The sequence below is a fragment of the Arthrobacter sp. B055-34 genome (genome assembly GCF_059090425.1).
On the sequence record NZ_JBNHFQ010000002.1, the window covers coordinates 552,882 to 575,495 of the forward strand.

17 protein-coding genes and 1 pseudogene are annotated in these 22,614 nt (G+C 58.7%); 7 read left to right on the forward strand and 11 right to left on the reverse strand.

Annotation, left to right across the window (positions count from 1 at the left end; genetic code table 11):
• Positions 1-343: 343 nt before the first annotated feature.
• The 7 genes from AC5RWO_RS05760 to AC5RWO_RS05790 all read right to left on the reverse strand — a co-directional run bounded on the left by AC5RWO_RS05760 (position 344) and on the right by AC5RWO_RS05790 (position 11,135).
• On the reverse strand, positions 344-3,319 hold the full coding sequence (locus tag AC5RWO_RS05760; RefSeq protein ID WP_498730037.1) for an FAD-binding and (Fe-S)-binding domain-containing protein: 2,976 nt from the start codon (positions 3,317-3,319) through the stop codon (positions 344-346).
• 183 nt (positions 3,320-3,502) lie between these two features.
• Positions 3,503-5,119: an AMP-binding protein gene (locus AC5RWO_RS05765; RefSeq protein ID WP_498730038.1), complete on the reverse strand. Its 1,617-nt coding sequence runs from the start codon at positions 5,117-5,119 to the stop codon at positions 3,503-3,505.
• A 32-nt stretch (positions 5,120-5,151) separates the two neighbouring features.
• The gene (locus tag AC5RWO_RS05770; protein WP_498730039.1) at positions 5,152-5,955 is read right to left on the reverse strand and encodes an enoyl-CoA hydratase/isomerase family protein; all 804 of its coding nucleotides are present in this window, start codon (positions 5,953-5,955) and stop codon (positions 5,152-5,154) included.
• Positions 5,952-7,304 (reverse strand): MFS transporter, encoded by a 1,353-nt coding sequence (locus tag AC5RWO_RS05775; protein WP_498730041.1) that lies wholly within the window; start codon positions 7,302-7,304, stop codon positions 5,952-5,954. The genes AC5RWO_RS05770 and AC5RWO_RS05775 overlap by 4 nt, the downstream gene beginning before the upstream one ends.
• A gap of 7 nt (positions 7,305-7,311) precedes the next feature.
• The gene (locus AC5RWO_RS05780; RefSeq protein WP_498730042.1) at positions 7,312-8,397 is read right to left on the reverse strand and encodes a hypothetical protein; all 1,086 of its coding nucleotides are present in this window, start codon (positions 8,395-8,397) and stop codon (positions 7,312-7,314) included.
• A gap of 40 nt (positions 8,398-8,437) precedes the next feature.
• A complete protein-coding gene (locus AC5RWO_RS05785; RefSeq protein WP_498730043.1) occupies positions 8,438-10,006 on the reverse strand; it encodes an acetate--CoA ligase in 1,569 nt (522 codons plus the stop codon).
• 169 nt (positions 10,007-10,175) lie between these two features.
• Positions 10,176-11,135 carry a LysR family transcriptional regulator gene (locus AC5RWO_RS05790; protein WP_498730044.1) on the reverse strand — a complete coding sequence of 320 codons (960 nt, stop codon included), beginning with the start codon at positions 11,133-11,135 and terminating at the stop codon, positions 10,176-10,178.
• Positions 11,136-11,266: 131 nt separating this feature from the next.
• On the opposite strand from AC5RWO_RS05790, the gene AC5RWO_RS05795 reads away from it, so the two are divergent.
• From AC5RWO_RS05795 to AC5RWO_RS05820, 6 genes are all read left to right on the forward strand, one after another.
• Positions 11,267-12,433 (forward strand): NAD(P)/FAD-dependent oxidoreductase, encoded by a 1,167-nt coding sequence (locus tag AC5RWO_RS05795; RefSeq protein ID WP_498730045.1) that lies wholly within the window; start codon positions 11,267-11,269, stop codon positions 12,431-12,433.
• Positions 12,434-12,497: 64 nt separating this feature from the next.
• Positions 12,498-13,910, forward strand: coding sequence for a 2-oxoadipate dioxygenase/decarboxylase (hglS, locus tag AC5RWO_RS05800; protein ID WP_498730047.1), 1,413 nt, complete (start codon positions 12,498-12,500; stop codon positions 13,908-13,910).
• A 48-nt stretch (positions 13,911-13,958) separates the two neighbouring features.
• A complete protein-coding gene (gene amaB, locus AC5RWO_RS05805; protein ID WP_498730048.1) occupies positions 13,959-15,497 on the forward strand; it encodes an L-piperidine-6-carboxylate dehydrogenase in 1,539 nt (512 codons plus the stop codon).
• Positions 15,498-15,844: 347 nt separating this feature from the next.
• The gene (locus AC5RWO_RS05810) at positions 15,845-16,777 is read left to right on the forward strand and encodes a LysR family transcriptional regulator (RefSeq protein ID WP_498730049.1); all 933 of its coding nucleotides are present in this window, start codon (positions 15,845-15,847) and stop codon (positions 16,775-16,777) included.
• A 144-nt stretch (positions 16,778-16,921) separates the two neighbouring features.
• Complete coding sequence (locus AC5RWO_RS05815; RefSeq protein ID WP_498730051.1) at positions 16,922-18,091, forward strand: Glu/Leu/Phe/Val family dehydrogenase; 1,170 nt, start codon at positions 16,922-16,924, stop codon at positions 18,089-18,091.
• A 51-nt stretch (positions 18,092-18,142) separates the two neighbouring features.
• Entirely contained in the window at positions 18,143-18,418 is a 276-nt protein-coding gene (locus AC5RWO_RS05820) for a hypothetical protein (protein ID WP_498730052.1), read from the forward strand.
• Positions 18,419-18,592: 174 nt separating this feature from the next.
• Here the strand turns inward: AC5RWO_RS05820 and AC5RWO_RS05825 are convergent, their stop codons facing one another.
• From AC5RWO_RS05825 to AC5RWO_RS05840, 4 genes and pseudogenes are all read right to left on the reverse strand, one after another.
• A complete protein-coding gene (locus AC5RWO_RS05825; RefSeq protein ID WP_498730054.1) occupies positions 18,593-19,033 on the reverse strand; it encodes a DUF4913 domain-containing protein in 441 nt (146 codons plus the stop codon).
• A pseudogene (locus tag AC5RWO_RS05830) lies at positions 19,030-19,452 on the reverse strand (hypothetical protein); the annotation flags it as partial. The pseudogene AC5RWO_RS05830 and the gene AC5RWO_RS05825, both read right to left, overlap by 4 nt.
• Positions 19,453-19,616: 164 nt before the next feature.
• Positions 19,617-20,174 (reverse strand): ABC transporter permease, encoded by a 558-nt coding sequence (locus AC5RWO_RS05835; protein WP_498730055.1) that lies wholly within the window; start codon positions 20,172-20,174, stop codon positions 19,617-19,619.
• A gap of 77 nt (positions 20,175-20,251) precedes the next feature.
• Complete coding sequence (locus AC5RWO_RS05840) at positions 20,252-21,814, reverse strand: ABC transporter substrate-binding protein (RefSeq protein WP_498730057.1); 1,563 nt, start codon at positions 21,812-21,814, stop codon at positions 20,252-20,254.
• 95 nt (positions 21,815-21,909) lie between these two features.
• Here AC5RWO_RS05840 and AC5RWO_RS05845 point away from each other — a divergent pair, with 95 nt between their 5' ends.
• The gene (locus tag AC5RWO_RS05845; protein ID WP_498730059.1) at positions 21,910-22,611 is read left to right on the forward strand and encodes a GntR family transcriptional regulator; all 702 of its coding nucleotides are present in this window, start codon (positions 21,910-21,912) and stop codon (positions 22,609-22,611) included.
• Positions 22,612-22,614 lie beyond the last annotated feature (3 nt).

Here is a 22,614-nt window from a genome sequence, read left to right on the forward strand (position 1 = left end):
GGCATTCGATGCCGGGGTCTTGCACCGGGCGCGGCCCGTGCCGTGGTCCTGGTCTCCGGCGGGTGGATCGATAATGAGGCGGGTGGACACGTCGTGTTCCTTTCGGACCGGGCTGGCCCGGGGCGGGTCCGTCGGATGAGGTTGCCGGCGAGGTGTTCCGGGCACCGGAGTCCAAGGCACCGGGACGTCTCCCAACGCGACCTCAAAGGGAACGCGTCGTGGACACCCTGCTCGAGCCCGGCCGGGATGCGCCTTCTTGAGGCAAGGTTAGAGACGCGTTCTCGGAACGATAGCTCCGGGGCCGCGGATTAGCCATTGCGAATTCGGCAGTTCACTTCGCTGTTCATCCATCCGTGCCCATTTCCAGGGCATCGGCGATGACTTGGACCAGGTGGCGGGAGTCGAGGCCGGCGAGGTCGGCGACCTGGGTGCGGCAGCTGAAGCCGTCGGCCATGATCGTCCGGTCCGGGTTGGCGGTGGCCTTGCGCAGGATGCCGTCCTCGGCGATCTTCGTCGAGATCTCGTAGTGACCCTTCTCCATACCGAAGTTCCCGGCGAGGCCGCAGCAGCCGCTGGAGACTTCGACGTCGCAACCCATGTCGCCGAGCAGGGCCAGGTCCTGCTCGTAGCCCATGACCGAGTGCTGGTGGCAGTGCGGCTGGACCAGCAGCTTCTCCGCGGCGACCGGGGGTGTCCAGTCGATGGAGTTCAGGAACTCCGCCACGGTCTTTGTCGCCCGGGACACCTCTGAGGATCGCGGGTCATCCGGCAGCAGCTCGAGCAGGTCCGAGCGCAGCACGGCCGTGCAGGAGGGTTCCAGCCCAACGACGGTCCGGCCCGCAGCTACTTGCGGGTGAAGGACGTCCAGTGTTTTGGTCAGCTTTGCTTTCGCGGCGGTGAGTTGGCCCGTGGTGATCAGAGTGAGCCCGCAACACGCGCCCGGTCCGGCGAGTTGGACGTCGCAGCCCGCCGCGCGAAGCACTTTGACCGCCGCGAGGGCCACCTCGGGGCCCATCACGTCGGAGAAGGAGTCCACCCACAGCAGCACAGGGTGTCCTGTCCGACGTTCCGCGGCATCGAGAGAGGACTCCCCTGCCGCGGTCCGTGGCTGCCCCGCGACACCGTCGGCTCTTGCCGCAGCCGCAGCCGGAGCCGCGACCGGTGCCGCGCCCAGTGACCGGAACGGTTTGGCCGGGAACACGGGAAGGCCCCGGCGCGGGTCGGCGCCGGCGAGCCGCATCATCAGCCGGCGTAGCGGTGCGACCTTGGTAACCGTGTTGACCAGCGGCCCGAGTGGTCCGACCAGCCGCAGCCACTGCGGCAGGCGCCCGAAGGTGTAGTGCGCCAACGGCCGGAGCTTGCCCTTGTAGGTCTGATGCAGGGCTTCGGACTTAAACATGGCCATGTCGATGCCGGTGGGGCAGTCGTTAGCGCAGGCCTTGCAACTCAGGCACAGGTCCAGTGCGTCGTGGACTTCCGGTGAGGACCAGCCGAGGGTGACGATGCCGCCGTTGAGCATCTCCTGCAGCACGCGTGCCCGGCCGCGGGTGGAATGTTCCTCGTCCCGGGTGGCTTGGAAGGAGGGGCACATGAAGCCGCCCTGCTCGTGGAGGTCTGCCCGGCACTTGCCTACGCCTACGCAGCGGTGCACGGAATCGGTGATGTTGCCGGCGTCGTGCGCGAATGCGAAGCCGTCGCTGGCCAACAGCTGGACCGCCTGCGGCCGGCGCAGCGAGCTGTCCATTGGTTCCGGGTCCACGACGACGCCGGGGTTGAGCAGGTTGTGCGGGTCGAAGAGCGCCTTGAAACCGGCGAACGCGGCGATGGCCTGCGGCGAGTACATGGTGGGCAGCAGTTCGCCGCGGGCCCGCCCGTCGCCGTGCTCGCCGGAGAGGGAGCCGCCGTAGCGGGCGACGAGTTCCGCGGCGGCCTCGAGGAAACTGCGCATCGCGGCCCCGTCGTGCCCCAACGGGAAGTCGATGCGCAGGTGCACGCACCCGTCGCCGAAGTGCCCGTAGGCCAGGCCGGAGAGTCCGCGTTCGTCCATGAGGGCGGTGAGGTCGCGCAGGTAGTCGCCGAGGTGCTCGGGCGGGACGGCGGAGTCCTCCCAGCCCGGCCACGCCTGGGCGCCGGTGGCGGTGCGCCCGGCCAGCCCGGCGCCGTCGGCGCGGATCTGCCACAGCCGGGTGGCCTCCGGACCGGAGGGCAGCACGACGGCGTCGAGTGCGCCCGCGTCCGCCACCATTGCTTGGGCGGCGGCGACGGCCTCGGCGTCGGTGGCGCCGGCGATCTCAACCATGAGCCATCCTTCTCCGGCGGGCAGCGCGGGCATGGATCCGCCGGCCGGGGAGCGGCGCACCGCTTCGACGAGTGCGGAGTCCAGACCCTCGAGTGCCAGCGGATTGTGGGGCAGCAGGGCGGGCACGGCGTCGGCGGCGGTGGCCATGTCCGGGTAGCCGAGCACGGCGAGGGCTGGGGCGGCAGAACGCGGGACCAGATCCAGCTCGGCCTCGAGGATGATGCCGCAGGTGCCCTCGGTCCCGGCGAGGGCGGCGGCGAGGTTGCGCCCGTTCTCCGGCAGCAGGTGCTCCAGGCTGTACCCGGAGATTTGCCGCCCGAACCGGCCGAATTCAGTACGGATGGTCTCCAGGTTTGCCAGCACGAATTCATCCAGCCCCGGGACGGCGTCGACTGCCTCGGCCCCGGCGCCGAGTTCCAGCATCTGACCGGTCCCGGTGAGCCAGCGCAGCCGGCGCACGTTGTCCGCCGTCCTGCCGTAGGCCAGCCCGTGGGGTCCGCACGCGTTGTTGCCGATCATGCCGCCGAGCGTGCAACGGGTAGCGGTGGACGGGTCCGGCCCGAAGCGCAGCCCGTGTGCGGCCGCGGCTGCCTGCAGGTCAGACAGGACGACGCCGGGCTGAACGACGGCGGTGCGCGCCTCGGGGTCGATCGAGATGATCCGGTTCAGGTGCCTGCTGACGTCCAGCACCAGGCCGGGCCCGACGGCGTTGCCGGCGCAGGACGTGCCTCCTCCACGCACCGTGAGCGGCAGCCCGTGCCGCGCGGCGATCCGCACCGCGGCGACCACGTCAGCCTCCGTGCGCGGCATGGCCACGACCCGGGGCGGTACGCGGTAGTTCGAGGCATCCGTGGTGTACTGGGCTAGCCGCACCGGACTGGCATCGACCTCGCCCTCCAGCCCTTCGGCCAATTCGCGCACGACGGCGTCGATATCCATCCGCACGGCGGGCAAAGCAGTGTTGCCGTTCACATCCGGATGGTCGCCGCTCATGGGCTTGACCTCCACGTGGCTTATCACTGTCTCGGCTCCTTCCGGCAGGGTTTTGCGGTCGCGCGCAGCTTATTGAACCCAGTGCGTCGCGTTCTGGCTGCCTCCGGAGTCAACACTGTCCCATTTGGCATCCTTGAGCGGGCGCTTGTGCTTGGCCTGACGTGTACATTCAAGTGGGGAACGGTTAGCAGATGGTTCGCTTGACCCGGCTCAGGGGTCTGAAATTGACATTCGGTCAAAGCCGCCAGTGGAGCCTGTCGGCAGGTCCGCCTTAATAATGCGTTGACTGGGAGTCTTTGCAAAGAACTCGACCACCTGCACGTACCTGGGTACTTGAAATGCTGCTGACCGTATCTGGCACCATCTAATGATTTCTTCCGGATTGATTTGATGTCCTTCCGCCGCCGTGACAAAGACCTTAATGTCTTGATCGCCGGATTCGGACGGCACTCCGATCATCGCGCTTTCGGCGACACTGGGATGCTCATTAACAATCGACTCAACCTCCCAGGCAGAAACGTTCTCACCTCGGTGCCTGACGCTGTCGCTGGCACGACCGAGAAAATGAAGGTTTCCCCCATAATCCAACCGTCCTAAATCTCCTGTTCGCCACCACTCTCCTTGTCTGTGTTTTCTGGTCTCCTGGTCGTCACGAAAGTATCCTGGCGTGATTAAACCCGGGAGCCTGTCTCGGATGAAAATTTCACCTGATTCTCCGCACAGAACTGATTCGCCATTAGGAGCGCAGATTTTAACCTCGAAATAAGGAAGCGGCTGCCCTACTCCGTATGCGGGCGACACATTGTTAATCGATAGGAAGCTGGATGCTTCCGTCATTCCGTAAGCCTCGCTTACGGAGATGCCGAATCGCTTCTCTGCTGCCCCCCATACCTCGGCGGTTACGCCACCGCCCCATGCCACGCGTAACTTGTGCTGTCTTTCGCCATCAGAAGGTGGTTGGCTTAGAAGCATTTGCAACACTCCACCGAGCTGGTGGACTTGAGTGGCGTCGGACTCTCGGACTTGCGCCCAAAATCTAGAGATACTCAGCCGTTCAGCAAATGCTAGTGAAACTCGCTTCAGTAACGGCATGACCAGTACTTGCGCACCTCCGACATGACACAGCGGTTCCCAAAGGAAAAGAACGTCGTCGTCTTCAGCGTTTGTCGCCACGACGCATCCCAGAGCCGCTGCCCGCAGCATACGGTCAGTGACCTGAACGCCCTTAGCTGGACCTGTGGTGCCCGACGTGTAGATCAGGCCGACGACATCATCAGCATCGAGATCTATGGGGCCTATGTACTCGTCATCATCGAATATGGCACGGAAATCAAGCTCGTGTGGTTGCAGAGTCTTTGCCGACCTTACAACTGCTTGATGCGGCCGCGTTTGGCCTATGGCCGCATCAAGCAGTTCCCGGTAACAATCATCAAAAATCAGGACTGACGAATCGCTGTTGGCAATTATGTGAGATAAGGCGGGGCCTCTCAGCCGGGTGTTTACTCCGACCCATGTGGCCCGAATGGAAATTAACGCGAAGATAACGATCGCATGATCAGGGTGTTGGGGCAGCATTACGGCGACACGGTCCCCGGGTTGAACACCCATCTTCACCAGTCCAGATGCTAGAGACCGGACCCGGCTAGAGAAGTCGGTTAGGGTCAGCACTTCGCCGTTCATGGTGGCGTATGTCTGGTCCCCTCGCGACTCGGCGGCTTCGCGGAGCAATTCCGGTAGGACAGGCCCTTCGAGCACCTGGCGATAAGGTTCTAGATCGCTACCGTAACTGTAGCTAGGCGTCCCGTCCATTAACCCTTCAATGACCATCGAATTCGCTTTCCCTAGGCTTTCTACCGGATCTACTTCTTGAAAAAATCTCGCATTACCTGTTGAGGCTGGCCAGACGCCCAGGCGCGTTTATCTATTTCTCTTGCAGCTTCAAAAGCCTCCCAAAGCCCGGGTGTAAGCATTTGCCGGTAGCGTTCTTTAGTCAGAGACACAGCAACAGAAGGCTGGGCACCGACCTGGCGAGCAATGGAAATTGCTTCACTCAACACCTGCTCACGGGGAACGATATGGTGAATTATCCCGATGTCTTTAAGCTCGGCGGCGTCGAGGAGACGCCCGGAAAGCATCATTTCGAGAGTGCGAGAGCTGCCGACGGCATTCATCGTCAGGTACATCCCAGTGATGCTCGGGATGCCTGAACTGACCTCAGTTTGTCCCATTGTTACTGCTGGATGGGCTACCCGGATGTCACACAAAAGCGTCAGCTGATAGCCGGAACCGGCAGCGACGCCATTGATCGCTGCAACAACCGGCTTATTGATCTGAAGGATCGTCCGGTAGAGGCCCTTGAAGTTATCTAGCCATTCATCAACGTTCTCCGGTCCGAACTTTGACGTTTCGGCCAGATCCTGCCCTGCACAAAATGCTCGGTCGCCAGCTCCTGTTATGACGATGCCCAGGACATCGGGATCTTGGTCCAGGGCGACGAGGCGGCTTCGGAAGTCATCTTGCATTCCCATGTCCCAAGCGTTGAGCGAGCGGGGACGGTTCAGCGTGACGACGGCTATACCTTCGACTACGTCTAAGAGCACATCTGAGGACTCAGCGACATCAGGGATGTTCTCATCTGCTTCCACTTTTTTAGTTTCCGTCACGATGACTCCTTAGCGAGGATTTTGCGGATGGACGAGTTATCAGAACGAGACATCGATGCTTTCGACGTTTCGGGGAGATTAAGTATGGGAATCAGTGCTATCACCGCAATGCCAACGAGATACCAGGCAGGTGATATGGCATTTCCCGTTGTCTGGGCTAGATACTGCCCAATAAATGGCGCTGTTCCCCCGAAAATAGCGTAGGCAATATTGTATCCGAGAGCTGCACCTGTATAGCGTACAGGTCCGGGAAAGAGTTCAGCCTGAGCCACAGCGACTACGGAAGCCACCATGACAAGAGGAATAGTAATCATAAATTGGCCAAGTATGGCAGTTCCAAGACTACCCATTCCCGCAACCGCATAGCCTGGTATCGCTACGACAGCCAACAACAGAGCGCCAGTCAGGATTACTTTCTTTCGGCCGATTTTGTCGCCAATTGCGCCGGCGAAGGGAATAAGGCACGTGTAGGTAAGCAAAGCAATGCTGTTGGAAATTAGAGCCGTAGAAGCCGGCAGCTCGACGACCGAGGTCAGGTATGTGCTGAAGTAACTCGACATTGTGTAGAAAGCCACAGCGTTCAAGGCGGCTACGCCGATAAGGATGAGAAGCTCACGCTTATAACGAGTAATAATCACCCTGACTGGGGTGCGCTCGATAGTTCCTGATGATTCGAGCTCACGGAAAACAGGAGTGTCCTCAAGCCGTAGGCGAATGTAAAGTCCGACGATGGCCATGGGGCCTGCCATTAGAAATGGAATCCTCCATCCCCATGAAAGCAGGTCAGCTTCGGAAAGTGTGTTCTGCAAAAACAGGACCAATAATGCGGCAAAAACAAAGGGGAGTGTTTGGGTTGCATTTGAGATTCCAGTCCAGCGTCCCCTCTGGTGAGCAGGTGCGTATTCACTAAGGAAAGTTGCACCACCGGACGACTCCCCGCCACCCGAGAAACCTTGGCCTAAGCGTAAGACTGCTAGCAGAATTGGAGCCAAGACCCCGATTGAAGCATAAGTTGGCATAATGCCGATGAGGAACGTGCAAACGCCCATTACGAGCAGGATGACAGACAGTGCCTGGCGACGACCGTGCCGGTCGCCGTACCGGCCAAAAAAGACACCGCCTAATGGTCTTGAAAGAAAGGTGACCCCAAAAATGGCTAGCGTGCTAAGCAAGGCAGCAGCTGGCTCAAGGTCAGGAAAAAATAACCTTGAAATCAGGGGTGCAGAGTAGGCATATATCGCGAAGTCATACCATTCGACGAAGTTTCCCACCGACACACCGAGAAGCGCCCGGATTTTCATCTTTCGTTCTGACACGTTCTTAAGGCGGTCTTTAGTCAAATTAGTCATTATGCTCTCACCAAATCCATTTTCCGGTGTCGGAAAATAGCCACGCCTCGGTTCCGTCAGGTTCTTGTTTGCGCTCAGCCTTTACATGTCCGTTAAGCATTCGCGTTGACATGGAATGGAATTCGAAGAGGGCATCGTTAAGGTCGGACGGGTAAGTGTCGTCAAAGGGCTCAAAAGATTTGACCACAATCCGAACAGCATTTTCACTGATCGGCTCGATCTGTACGTCCCGTCGGCATGCCGCCAAGATACTTTTGTGGAATTCGATGATTCCTGCCAGGCCAGGGTTTTTGCTGACGCCGACCTTGGAAGCCAGCTCCGGTGTCAATTGAATGGCCAGCATGCGTAGGGCCGACTTTACAAGCTGATGTGAGGCAAGCTCTCCGTATTCCCAGTAAAGTGCGTCAACTGTGGACCGTACGTAGCCAGAAGAGAACTTTGGTCGGGCCTTGAGAATGCGTGCTTCGGGCCACAATTCCTTGTCTAACTGGGGCGCTTCATCAGGGTTAAACTCGGGGGTTTTAACGGCGACCTCGTATTGAAGGATTTCATTATCCCCAAGTTTTCGGTCGTGTTCGATGAAGTATCCCTCGTCATAGGGGTCGCCCTCCATCGAGAATTTTGTTCCCACGTAACCAAGTTCTTCGCATCCCATATATCGGCCGTTCATTGGGTGCCATGCGCTAAAGACTGTCCGCCGGACACTGGCCGGCATGGCGATCAGCGCGACGCCTGCGTACATCCACATCGGTGCCTTATACCGGATCCAAACCTTCTTGCTGGATTCCTCAACATATTCCATGTCAAGTCCACCGATAATGTTGGTGAAGTAATGGTACTTGGCTGCTGCTACAGCGGGCGGTTCGTCCTGGATACCGAGTTTCTTGAGGCCCTCTTCGTACCTTTCACCCTGGTGGCTGCTTAGGACGCGGTACCACAATTTGTTTGCTGCAGTCTCGCCCTTCTCGCGAAAAGTGATCGCGGTGAGAGCGGAAAAGATTTTGCTGTAGTACATGGTGGCAATGGCGGATTGTTCGCGCAGGGCCTCCAGATCATCCGGAATTCTTGTTAGAAGGGCATGTGATTGAGGCATACTGATTCCGTTTCGTGTTAGGTAGTGCGTGTGCTGGAAGTTATACGCGTGCTCGGTCGCGAAGCGCAGCGCGGTTTAGCTTCCCCGATTGGGATTCCGGAAGATTCTCGACGAACTCGATCTCTTTGGGGTAACCGAACGACGAATGCTCCGTGCGCACAAATTGTCGAATATCGTCTGCGAGTTCAGTACTCGGCAAGGTTTCAGGGTTTAGTACGATGAAGGCCTTTACTAAGTGGCCTCTTTCTCGGTCAGGAACACCAATGACGCCTGCGGCTTTGACTGCTGGATGTCTTGCACAAACGGTTTCTACTTCAAAAGGGCTTATCCTATATCCTGACGACTTGATGATGTCATCGTTGCGCCCTTGGTAGAAGAAGTAACCGTCTTCATCGCGGACGGCGATGTCATTCGTGTGGAACCACTCCCCGCCGAAAATTCGTGCAGAATCTCGTGGTTTGCCCCAGTAGCCCAGGGGGTATTGGGGGTTGCTGCGGGCCTTCAGACAAATTTCCCCAGGCACCCCCGACGGTACAACCCGTTCGTATTCATCTAGGATTCGAACGTCCCATCCAGGTACAGGAAGGCCCATTGAGCCTGCCTTTGTTGGAACACCCGGGAAGTTGCCGACCATGGGATAAGCTTCGGTCATGCCGTAGTTTTCCAGAATTTCTATACCGAATTGATTTTTAAACCATTCACGTTCTTCTTTGCCAAGCGGTTCGTTAGCGGAGCAGCATATACGGAAGTGCTGGGGGAAGTCCTTTCCTGCATTAGGAACTTCCTTCATCATCAGCCTAAGGCCAGTGGGATTTAAGAATACGTTACTTACTTTGTGACGGGACAAGACAGACAGTAGGCCCTTGGGGTCGTATCGTTTTGTCGTGCTGTACACAACGTTTACTGCACCGAATCTCCAGGGTCCAAGAACTTTATACACTCCCCATCCCCAGTCCCCCATCCAGTAGGAGAGCTCGCCTTCTCTTAGGTCTTGGCAATACTCGAATTCGTTGTGCCCGATTAAGCCCCTGTGCGCGGCTATTACGCCTTTCGGCATGCCGGTGGAACCCGACGTATAATAGATGAGCGCCGGATCATCAGCGTTTGTGGTTACTGTTTGAAATACTTTCGGTTGTTGTGCCACGACGTTTCGTTCATCGGAGTCGATGTCTAGGGCGGCCTCGGCTGAATCGCTGATGCCCCGTGCGACAGTCCGAGAATCGCAAACCAACAGTCTAGTTCCGGCGTCGGAGAGCCTGTAGCGCAGGGACTCGTCACTCCACAGTGTGGACATGGGTGCACAAATTGCCCCAATTTTTAGAACTGCGATGATGGCGGCGGCAGACTCAGGGGTGGTTGGCAGGATGACTGCGACTCGGTCACCTCGTCGAATCCCTATGGACTGATAGTAGTTCGCAAATTGATTTGCAAGGACCTGTATCTCGCCCCAGTGGACCAGACGCTCAGCGCCGGTATCATCTGCCCAAATCATGGCGAGTTTGTCCGCATCGTGCTTATCGCATACGTCGGCCGCAACGTTGTAATGATGCGGGACGTGCCACTTGTGAGCTGCTAGACGAGTAGCGTAGGGCGTTTGTTGGACAACCATATCTCCCCTTTCGGCTTGTTGCGACAGGCGAAGTCGCTCTTTATTCGTAATGCCAGCCTCTAGCAGCGTGACTGGCGTTACAAGAGGCGCAGGGCAACAGTGGTTTCTGGCAGCATAAGCATGGCTGGTCCTTGGAACTGTACTTCGCAGACGCGAATGCAACAGAAATTCAGTCCGTTCTGGACTGGGGGTCACTCGCTTGTGAGTTCTGGGGTGGACCGAACTCGCTCGAGGAGAACGTGTGTATCAGGGCATTCCTTATTGCAAGGACACTGTCTTTTTCCAGGGAGGAGGAACGCGCGATCGCGACGATGTTCCTGAACGACTGGCCCGGAAGTGTGGCAACGGGGCTCCTCGTAGGGCGAACCCCCAACATCAAGGGGGTCGCCAGCGTAATGCCAAGGCCGGACTCTGCAAGCGCGATGGATACGGCCGTGTCTGTGACGGTGTGCTGCACTCGAGGTTCAACCCCCGCTTGCGCACAGGCGAAACGGCAGGCTTTGCCGAAGTGCGATTCCACCGGTGGCAAAATCCAATCAGTTCGATTTGCATACCCCACCAGATCAGCCGTCCTGTTTCCGAGGCCTCTGCCCTCGGGTGGGAGCACCATGAGAAAGGGTTCCTGATGTAGCTGAGTAGCCACGATTCCTCGCTGCGGCGTTTGGGGGGCGCCTGAGTAGCTGAGACCTAGGGCGATCTCAATCTGGTACTCCAGGACGGCCTGGGGCATTCTCTCAACGTCCACCTCAACTGCTTGCACGGCGACATGTGGGGTCGTCTGCTGCAAGTGTGCGATGGCCGGCTGTAATGCAGACACGGCTGCTGATCCAAAAACGCCCACTGCCACGACCATCCGATGGTCGGACTGCGGTCCAGCCAGTGCTGCTGCGGCCTTGCGCTCTTGTTCCAAGAGAATTCGTGCATGTTGCAGCAGAATTTCCCCCGCGTCCGTCAGAGTGACCCTGCGTCCGTCCTTGACGAAGACCGGTCTGGGCAAGCCTGCCTGCAACGCCGCCATTTGCTGAGAAACGGCCCCGGTTGTGAATCCGAGCACTTCCGCTGCTGACGTCATCGTTCCTAATTCCGCAACCATTTTGAAAGTCTTCAACTGTTCGAACGTCCACTTCATATAGAGATTCTATAGACAACGTAGAAAATCTCTCGATTGACCTAAATGTTTCCTGAAGTGATGCTGGTTAGGAGGACTGTGAAGGGATACAGATGCAGCGAAATCGTTTTGGGACGGCTGTTCCCTTGGTTATGACACCGCAGCAGGTCCTTCCGAGGGAAGCGGAAGTCGTCATATTGGGTGGCGGAATCATGGGCACCAGCGTCGCCTATCACTTGGCCGAGGCAGGAGTGAAGAACCTCGTCTTGATAGAGCGGAATAAGCTCGGATCGGGATCTTCGGCCAAGCCCTTAGGTGGCGTCCGGGCCACGTTCTCGGATCCAGGAAATATTAGGCTTGGGCAGCGCAGTCTGGAGGCCTACGAACGGTTCTCCGAGAAATTTAGGACTGACATTGGGCTCAGACAGGTGGGCTACCTCTTTCTGTGCCGGAACGAAGCCGAGCTTGCGCAAATCGAAGAGAGTACCCATGTCCAGAACCGTCTTGGTGGTTCTAGTCGGATGATCTCGCCGGCACACGCGGCTCAAATCAACCCCTTTCTCGATAGCCACGTGCTCGTAGCGGCCTCCCACTCGCCGCGCGACGGGTTCGCCCGGCCCTCCCAAGTGGTCAAGGCTTACGCCGAAGCAGCACAGCAGTTGGGAGTGATCGTCTGCCAGGACACGGAAATCCTGGATATTGACGCCGATGGCGGTGAAGTCCAGGCGGTTCACACCAACCGGGGGACGATCCTGACTTCCTCCGTCATCTGCACGGCGGGTGCATGGTCAACGAGACTCGGAGCCATGGCAGGCGTCCACCTGCCGATCGAACCTGTCCGTCGACAAATCGGCATGACTCCGCAGGGGTTGATGTCTCTCCCCACGATTCCGTTCACTCTCGATCTGTCGACGACGCTGTATTTCCACAACTACCTCAACGGAATGCTCCTGGGAATCTCAAACCAGGACCAGGAACCAGGCTTTTGCCGGGAGTTCGACTACCAGTGGCTGCCAGCCTTCAACCGCGCTGCGGAGATTGTGGCCCCCACGCTGGCACACCAGGACCTTGAGGTCGGCTGGGCAGGGCTGTACGAAAATACCCCGGACCACAACGCCATGATCGGATCCTCGGACACCGTGTCCGGTTTCATGTACGCCACCGGCTTCTCGGGCCACGGCTTCCTCCAGGGGCCCGCCGTAGGCGAACTCATCCGGGACATGTATCTGGGCAGGGATTCCTTCATGGACCCGGAGCAGTTCAGTGCAGCAAGGTTTGCCGGTGAACTCTCCCAGGTCAGAGAAGTCCATATCATCTGAGCCGCTCGACAAAGCGACCATCTGCACCATCGCCATCCAATACATCACCAGAAAGGACAAGCCCATGCCAACGACGACGAAGCTGCAGCTCTGGGAACTCCGGGCGGAATTCGCCCTGCGCCTGGCCTCGCTTTACGGAAATGAAGTACCCGCCTACAACACCCTCGTGGACGTCTCCCGCGAAGTTAACGAGGACTTCATCCGCAGAAACGGCCAAGATGCTGAACGCCTGGGCAGCATCCAACGTGTCACCGCCGAACGGCATGGAGCCATCCGCGTCGGATCCGCCCGGGAACTCGCCCAGGTGGCCCGCGTCTTCGCAGCCTTCGACATGTATCCGGTCGGCTTCTACGACCTCCGCGACGCCTCAAAAAGTTCCGTTCCCGTGGTGTCCACGGCCTTTCGCCCGATCGACCCTGATGAGCTGGCGAAGAACCCGTTCCGAGTCTTCACCTCCATGCTCGTTCACGACGACCGCCGATTCTTCGACGAGGAAACCGAAAAACAGCTCGATTCCTTCATCGGCACCCGCACACTTTTCAGTGAAGAACTGCTCGGGCTGGCGGATAAGGCCAGCACCGCGAAGGAACTGGAGCAAGAGGAAGCCGCACGCCTGCTGGATCTGGCGACTGCCGCCTTCGAGCTCTCGCAGGAACCTGTCGATCACCACTGGTACTTCAAGCTGGAAAGGATCTCCGCGGTCGCCGCCGACATCGGAGGCGTCCCTTCAACCCACATCAACCACCTGACTCCCCGCGTGCTGGACATTGACGACCTGTACGAACGGATGCAGGCCCGGGGCATCGCAATGATCGAGGAGATCCAGGGACCGCCGAACTGGGAAGGGCCGGATGTGCTGCTGCGCCAGACGTCCTTCCGAGCTCTCGCCGAGGAGCGCAGCTTCCGCCACCAGGATGGGTCAGTCCGCCCAGGTTCCCTCCGGGTCCGCTTCGGTGAAGTCGAACAGCGCGGCATCGCCCTGACCGAGTACGGCCGGGACATCTACGACAGCATGGTTGCCGAAGTCGACAACTGGCTGGCCGCGTCCCCGGCAGGAACTGCCCGGGTAGAGATAGCCGAGCATGTCTGGCGTAAGAACCTGCCGGACAAGGAGCAGGAGCTTGCACTGCGAGGCCTCGCGTACTTCACCTACCGGGTGGTCGATCCAAACCAGACCCCCCGGCAGGAATCCGCCTCCCTGCGTGAGCTTGTCGAAGCCGGCGTCCTCATCCCCGAACCCATCGTCTATGAAGACTTCCTGCCCCGCTCGGCAGCCGGCATCTTCCAATCAAACCTGACCGACGACGGCGCCCGAGACGACGAACAACTCGGCACCCCCTACGACATCGACCGCCTCTCCGAGGTTTTGGGCAGCAGGATCTTCGACCCGAACGAGCTCTACGCAGCGCAGCAAACAGCCTCCATTAGGGATGCAGCGCGGAAGCTCAGCATCACCATTACCGACCTTCCGTCCTAACAGCGATCTCTATTACCTACTTCTCAAGACCCCGAAAGAAAGGCAATCATGACCACCGCTACATCCACCATCCCGGCAACCGTCGAAATTACCGAGGAAGTCCGCAAGAGCCTGCACGCCATCGGTGTGGACTCGGCGTCGCTCGACGGCACCCGTGAAACCCGCACTCCCATCACCGGTGAAGTCATCCTTCACACCAAAGTTCACAACGGCGAAGAGATCGACGCGGCCATCACCCAGGCCTCTGAAGCCTTCAAAACCTGGCGGGACGTTCCGGCCCCGGTGCGCGGGGCTTTGGTCAAGCGTTGGGGCCAGCTGCTGACAGAGCACAAAGAAGACGTGGCAACGCTGATTACGGCAGAAGTGGGTAAGATCCGCTCCGAAGCCTTGGGCGAAGTCCAAGAGATGATCGATATCACAGATCTTGCTGTAGGCCAGTCCCGGCAGCTGTACGGGAAGACTATGCCCTCCGAGCGTCCCGGCCACCGCCTGGCTGAAACCTGGCACCCGCTAGGCGTTGTCGGCATCATCTCTGCCTTCAACTTTCCGGTCGCCGTCTACGCCTGGAACACCGCACTGGCTCTGGTCGCCGGAGACACCGTTGTATGGAAGCCGGCAGACGCCACAAGACTCTCGGCTCTCGCGGTGGACACCCTTTTGGCACGGGCGGTCAAGGATGTTGGAGCACCTGCAGGCATTCATCACCTGCTCCTGACCGACCGGATCGGTGGGCAAAAGCTGGTCGAAGACCCGCGCATCGCACTGGTCTCAGCCACCGGTTCGGTGCGTATGGGCCAGGAAATCGCACCGGTGATCGCCCAGCGCTTCGGGCGCATCCTGCTGGAACTTGGTGGCAACAACGGCGCCATCGTCGCCCCGTCGGCGGATCTGGACCTAGCCCTGCGCGGTATTGTGTTCGCCGCCGCAGGTACCGCGGGCCAGCGCTGCACCTCGTTGCGCCGGCTCGTTGTCCATTCCTCTATCGCCGACACGCTTGTTGCGCGAATCGTGGAAGCCTACCGCACGCTGAACATCGGCAGCCCCACTCAGGAAGAAACTCTTGTTGGGCCACTGATCAACGCCAGCAGCTTTAAGGCGCAACAGGACGCACTGAACCAGGCTCTCGCCCAGGGCGGTGAGGTCATCTACGGAGGCAATCGTGTCTTAGCCGAGGACCAGCCCGAGGCCTACTATGTCGAACCGGCCGTTGTACGCATGCCGGCCCAGACCGCCGTCGTCCACGATGAGACGTTCGCCCCCATCCTCTACGTCATGACCTACGACACCTTGGAGGAGGCCATCGAGATCCACAACAGCGTGCCGCAGGGCCTGTCCTCGGCAATCTTTACCCAGGACCAGACCGAAGCCGAGCGGTTCCTTTCCGCCAGCGGATCCGACTGCGGCATCGCCAACGTCAACATCGGCACCTCCGGCGCCGAAATTGGCGGGGCTTTCGGCGGTGAAAAGGAAACCGGCGGCGGACGCGAGTCCGGCTCCGATTCCTGGAAGGTCTACATGCGCCAGGCTACCAACACCATTAACTTCTCGGGAGCACTCCCGCTCGCCCAAGGAGTGAAGTTCCTCTAGAGGTCCCCTCACAGGCGCAATGGGGGAGGATTGGTTATGAATGCAACGACAGAACATCAGCTACCTTCCCTGCAAGTAAAGTTCCGTCAGCTGCGGGACTGCGCCCGCGACTGCCATTACTGTACTGGCCCGGAAACCGATTGAGACGAAAATTGCGGTGGCTACGCCAAGCGGTCACTGCAATTTTCGTCTCAAGCAAGGTCCGACGGAAGATTCGCCAGCCAAAGAACACCAGCCGAGATTACAGCTCACTAGCTCGTGAGAATTAGACAAATGGGATTTCTCTAAGTGAATTTCCCTATTTTGAGTATTTTGTGGAAAATGTCCCATTAGGCTTAGCTGGGTATATGCTTAATCCCCTCCATCTCAGGACACTAATTGTCGTTCTGCGGACCGGTTCATTCGCGGAGGCCGCCCGCCACCTCGGCTACACGGGTTCGGCCGTTTCACAACAGATGGCCGGTTTGGAACGGTCAGTCAAGATGACGTTGTTCGAGAGAGACGCCCACGGTATTAGACCGACACCCACAGCGGGGTTTCTTGCAGAGAGGGCCCAGGATCTGCTTGCGGCTTTCGGCTTCTTTGAAGATGAAGTGCGTTCGATGTCTGAAGGTGCGACGGGCAAGGTGCGCATGGGCAGCTTCCCCACCGCCAGTGAACAACTCCTTCCCGTTGCGCTGTCGGAGTTTGTACACTCTCATCCGAATGTAGCAATTGAACTTGATGAGGGTGAGCCCGACAAGCTTGTTCCCCTCCTGACGGATCGAGACCTGGACCTCGCTATCCTTTACCATTATGATTTAGTGCCCCGCGCGTGGCCTAAAGCACTTCTGTCCAAGCACCTCTTGAGCGAAGATTTAATACTTCTTATGCCACGGGGGCACCCTCTGGAAAACGGCGTGATCCATCTCGCTGACCTTGAATCGGAGACCTGGGTGTCCACTGGCATCCGCACCTCAGGCTCCCGCTCCCTGCGGCGTGCCTGCTCTGCCGCAGGTTTTGAACCCCAAATCAAATTTCGAAGTAATGACTACGACGTTGTTAGAGGATTTGTTAAGGCAGGGTTAGGCATCGCCTTAGTGCCTGGCCTGGCTCATTTTGCCAGCGACGAGATCTCCGCTGCCCGGATCAAGGATCTGAACGTCCGCCGACACGTAGTTGCCCTTTATCCCCCCACCAGCGTAAACCCTGCGATTAAGGGTGCAGTTGAAGCGCTGGTTGTGGCGGCTGAAGCCGCGGCAGATCGGCTTGAAGGTGTGTTTATGGCCAAGTCACAGTAGGGAAAAACGCCCCTGTAGCCAGAGCAGTGCAAGGAACGCTTACCTAAGCTACACCGACTGTGGGGCTGAAAGGCTAGCGTCCTAGGCGACCTAGACCGCAAGCTGAAGAGGACTTAAAACTACCTCGATAGAGCGGATAAAAAAGTGACTGATGGTGTCTTTGGACTGGTCGATGAATGGGGTCCCGAAAAGATTGTTGTTGTTGCAGACCGCAAAACGGGTATGCGCGGGGTCCTTGTCTTGGACAACACGGCCAGGGGAACTGGCAAGGGGGGAACCCGCATGAGCCCGAGCCTTACAGTTCAGGAAGTTGCGCGCCTGGCGCGCACTATGACTTGGAAGTGGGCGGCGGTAGACCTCTTTCACGGAGGGGCGAAGGCTGGCATTCTAGGTGACCCGAATGACCCTAACAAAGAAGGCATACTACGCGCGTTTGCACGCACTCTATCGAATGAAGTCCCTGCGGAGTACGTTTTTGGGCTCGACATGGGATTGACAGAGGAAGATGCCGCTATCTTCCTCGATGAACTTGGCGACCGTGGAGCATCAACAGGTCTTCCACGCGCTCTGGGAGGGTTGCCGTACGATCAGTTGGGAGTTACTGGTTACGGCGTCGCCGAGGCGGCGGACGCTGCAGCTCAGAGCCAGAATATCCCTTTGCGGGATTCCCGCGTAGCTATTCAAGGATTTGGAGCAGTAGGCCAAGCTGCTGCCATCCGCCTCATTGAGCTCGGAGCCGTGGTGGTAGCGGTATCCACAGCAAGCGGCGCGGTTTATGATCCGGACGGTTTGGACATCGATAAGCTTGTCACGCTGCGCGCAGCAACGGGTGACGACTGCGTGCACCACTACGGATCGGTGCTACCGGCTGACGCCGCCTTGACTGTGGATGCCGACATACTTATTCCGGCCGCCCGAGAAGACACCGTAGATGACCTTATTGCAGCCTCGACCAATGTGAAGCTTGTCGTCGAGGGAGCAAACCTGCCTACGTCCATAACCTCGCGCAAAATACTTCACGAGAGAGGGATCGCTGTCGTACCCGACTTTATCGCTAATGCAGGGGGTGTAGTCGCGGCAGCCCATTCGATGGCAGCTCGGTATTCAGCTTTTGTAGTCGAGCCGGAAGAAATCTTCTCAATGATTTCCACCAAGCTGCGTGCAAATACAATAGCGGTCCTCCAAGAGAGCGAACGCGGCGGGATTACAGCCCACGAGGCAGCTTATGCACTATCACAGAAGCGCGTCCAGGAAGCTATGAAACTTCGTCGGCAGACAGCTAGGTCAACGGATTCAGTACATGTGCTGGTGTAAGTGCAAATTCTGTATTGAACATCCGCCTGGGGATTCGCCGCTGCAAGCAACGTGAGCAATTTCGGTGCGAAGAGGATCGGTGCGCGCATCACTACCTCCGGAATCGAGGTGTTGCGACGGCCGGCTAAATGCGTCCAGTACACCTTCATCCGGTTCAGAGAGCACCTCATGCTCGAAGGCCTGACCGCTTCGAGCGCCGTTGGAGGCGCTTATGACAATGCCCTGGCCGAGACGCTGATCGGGCTCCACAAGACCGAGTGCGTCTGCACCGGCCCTTCCATGCCGGCCATTCAAGACCATCGAGGATGTCGAATACGCAACCTTTAAATGGGTCGATCGGTTCAACAACCGTCGCCTGTACAGTTCGCTCGGCATTATCCCGCCCGCAGAATACGAAACCAACTACTACAGTAAGAAATCCCAGCCCCATTCCGGAGCTGGCCGCCCAGTAGGAATGTCTCTAATGAACCCGGGCCGGTTCATCATTTAAACTCGGCGTTCTTAAGCAGGTTGTATCCGTGCGTCTGGGAACCAGCCGTCGGATGCTTTCTTGGGTTCGAGGTGTTCGGGGTCGCGGTGTTCTTTCATGTCGCATTTGTTGAACGGGCCGCGTGGGTCAAGGAGCACGCTCATGTGGTGGTCGGCGTGGTCTTTGAACCAGACGCTGATGCCGGTGGCTGCGTCGAGCCTGAGGTGTTCCCAGGCCCGCCACAGCGCTTCCACGCGGGAGACAGCTTTCGGGTGGCAATACCATTCGATGCACGACTTTGCGGCGGGGCCGTCGACATCGCGGACGTAAGTAGGGAGCAGCTGCTCATGCAGGAACTCTTCGGCTGAACCGTAGACCAGCTCCGGGGGCTTCTGCTCCTGACCTGAGTTAGCGCCAGTTTCCTCTACAGCCAAGGTGGAGGCTTCGCTGAACCGGCCGATGTCGATAGTCATGCCCTCCTCCCCTGCCCGGTCACCCATGGATTTGCGGCCGGCGCCGCTGCCACCGGTACTGGTTCTTCCTCCGGCTGCGGGCTGTACTTCTTGATGGACGCTTCCACGACGTCTTTGTGGGGGCCGGTGTACCAGGGCACTGTCCGGACGAGGGTGGCGGGTGCGCCGGAGGCGAGGATGACGGCGGCCTGCAGGTCGGTCTCGGTCTCATCGATGCTGGAGACGTGGAAGACCACGGCCCGGTCCCGCTTCATGGCGTTGGTGGTTTGCCGGGAAAAGATTTCTCCCAGCTTCCCTCCGCCAGCCAGGCCCAGCAGGGTTGCTTCCAGCGCCCGGGTTTCCTGCAGGTAGACGGCTATGTCGCCGCGGTCCAGAGCGACCTGGCGCAGCTCATCCAGTGCGGAGACAATGACGTCGAGTCCAAAGCGCTCTGGACAATTGAGGCGGCGGTGCACTCCGGTGGGTCTGGCCTGCCCTGGTAATAGTCCAAAGCACTTTGGACTATTGAGCTCAAAGCTCTTCTGAAGCACCAATTATCCCAAGGAGGGACATAACCGAGGTTATCGGCGAAACAAACGCTTAGTCAGAAGGGGTTTAAGGAAGAGATATCTGCGGGACTGTCGACCAACACGCCGAACGGCCGCAACAGCAGAGTTGCAATGGGCAGCACCCAGGCCGAGGCGCCGCTGACGCCGGAAGTCGGCAGCCAGCCGAGTGTGATGGCAAAGATCCAGATGCCGACAATGGCGAGCCAGAAGTCCGGGATGGAAGCCGCGGCCATGGACACGAAGCTGGAGATACGATCCGCGATGCCGTTGGGCTTCAACGCCGCCCAACAGCCGACGATCACGGCCAGGACGATGGCCAGCACCATGGTCGTGGCGGCCAACTGCAGGGTGGCCGGGAAAGCCCGCAGCGCCATGGCCGCCGCAGGCTCCCCCGTCCTGAGGGACTCACCGAAGTCCAGCCTGAGGACCCCGCCGAAGTAATCGGCCATCTGTGTCAGCAGCGGTGGGTCCAGACCATGGCGGGCGGTAAAGTCCGCCCGCATCTGGTCTGTGGCGTTCAGTGGCAAATACAGGTTTGCCGGATTACCGGTCAGTCGGGCAAGCGCGAACACGCCCACGATCACGGCGACCAACGGCTAGCGCGCTGGAGAGGATCCGCTTTCTCAGGTAGGCCAGCATGGTTTCGTTCCTCGTTTCCCTGCTGTCGTTTTCAGCTGGCCGGAGTCATCTCGGTCAGGCGCAACTCGTCGCCCGAGGATGAGTTAGGCGTGTAGTTGATGGCTGCAGACTTGCCCAAGATGCCCGTCATGTGTGCAATATATGCGAACTGCACAACATCATTTCTCTCGTACTCCAGCGCATCCGCGTAAGCCTGCTGCCTTTCCTCCCCAGTCTTCTTGGACGCATCTTCCAGAATGGCGTCGAACTCGGGCGTTCCGAACATACTCATGGCAGCATCCGAGGTCATATAGGAGTCGACGCTGAAGGAAGCATCACCGGCCTGGTTGCCATGCTGGACCAGCATTGCGATCGCCCCTTCATCCAAAACGAACGGCCGGACCTGATATTGGAGGCCGGTGGACGTCTCGACCACCTTTGCCTCTACATTCAGGCCCGCTTGGCGGAGTTGTTCCTGGAGCACCTCCGTTAGCTGAGCGATCTTTGGAAACTGGTCGTTACGGGCAACAATCGTGATCTTCGCATCTGTAGGTACGCCGTCTGCCTTGGCCTCGGCGACGAGCTCCTTGGCCTTGTCCAGGTTGAAGTCCCAGGGCTCAAGCTCCTGGTTGTAGCCGATAACACCTGGCGGGATGATCTGATCCGCGGGTGTGCTTTCGCCTTGATATAGCGATTCTGTGATCCCCGTTTTATCGATAGCGTAATTTATCGCTTGCCGGACGCGAATATCGTTCAAGGGGGCTATCTCCCCGCTAAAACGGAGCGCCACGGTCTCGTTGTTCGGGTAGTTAACGCCCAGGTCCCCTACCCCGTCATCCGGACCCAGGCCCAATGCAATGTCGGCTTCGCCGCTGGTGACCATGGCTGCGCGTACAGTGCCCTCCGAGCGCCATTGGTATTCGGCTGACGCGTAGGCAGGTTTGTCTCCCCAATAGCCGTCGTGGGCAGATACAGTGATTTTCTGCCCGGCATCCCACTTGTCAATCTTGTAGGGCCCGGTGCCGATCGGTTGGCGTACTTTAGCAGCCGAGTCAACCGGTGCCCCGATTTCAATGAAGGAGAGACGCAGAGGCAATACCGGGTCGGCCTCTTCGGTTGTCACGGTCAAGGTATGTTCATCGACAACGTTCAGGACGAGATCCGGATCGCCGAATATCTGGCCTTCAACATCGCACCCCAGGTCCGAATTGACAGCCCTATCAATGGCGAAGGCAGCCGCCTCTGCATTGAACGGGGTTCCGTCTTGAAATACGACTCCTTCCCGAAGTGTGAACGTCCATTCCTTGTCACCCGTGGCTTTCCATTCCGTCGCCAGCAAAGGAGTGAGCTCACCTGTTGTGGGATCCCTTTCCACTAATGGTTCAGTAACGTTCGAACGAACCAAGGCACCCGTCGAGGCCAGGGTCGAATCGCATGCTTCGAGCGTGGTGGGCTCCATGGGCAGGATAATCCGGAGCTTTTCAGTGGAGCTGCCGGATTCGGCTTCGGAATTGGCGACCCCACACGCGCTGAGCAGCACAACGGCTCCTACAGCCACGACAGTGGGTGATTGAAGCCTCCGAAGCAGGCCGGGTGTTGTTTTTGAAGAAGACATCTTTGTTCCTCTGGGACGTGGTTTTGACATCTGGCTGCAGTCAGCAGTGACTGCTCTTGTAACGCTTTGATCGGGATTCAGCTGAGCCTTGGCTTATGCTGACCACCATGACGTTGATGCCCGACTCTGCCTTCCCCTCCCCTCTTCCTCCGCTGTCTATGGCACCAACACGCTCGGACATGATCGTCGAATCACTCAAAACAGCAATCTTTTCTGGCCGGCTTCGACCTGGGGAGGTTCTGGTTGAACGAAAGATCGCCGAACAGCTCGGAGTATCCAAGACACCGGTCCGCGAGGCCTTGATTGTGCTGGAACGTTCGGGGCTGGTTGCTGTGAAGAACCGCAGTATCGCTGTCCGCAGTCTCAGCTTCACAGACATTCGTCATGTCTACGAAGAGCGGGTCTTGCTTGAGCCCTGGGCCATCCTTGACGCCGCACGATTCGATAAAGCGTTCGTCTCTGCCGGGCAGGCGCTGGATGAGGCCCGACGATATGCCATTGACGGAGACAGCGCGGCTCGAGCTCTGGCAAACCGCCGGTTTCATCGCGGAATGTATGCCAATAGCGAGAACAACTTTGTCGTCAACGCACTCGACAGCCTCCAAGATCTCACGGCCCTCGCAGTAGTCGGCGTGCTGTGGGAGCGCTGGCCTCGCTGGGACGCTGAGGCAGCCGAACATGAAGCCATCTACCAAGCGGCCAGCAGTGGAGACGCGCAAGGTGCCGCCAAACTGATGGGAGAGCATATTTCTGCGTCCATCGAAAGAGTGACGCAGATCGAACACAAGGCAGGCTAAGGA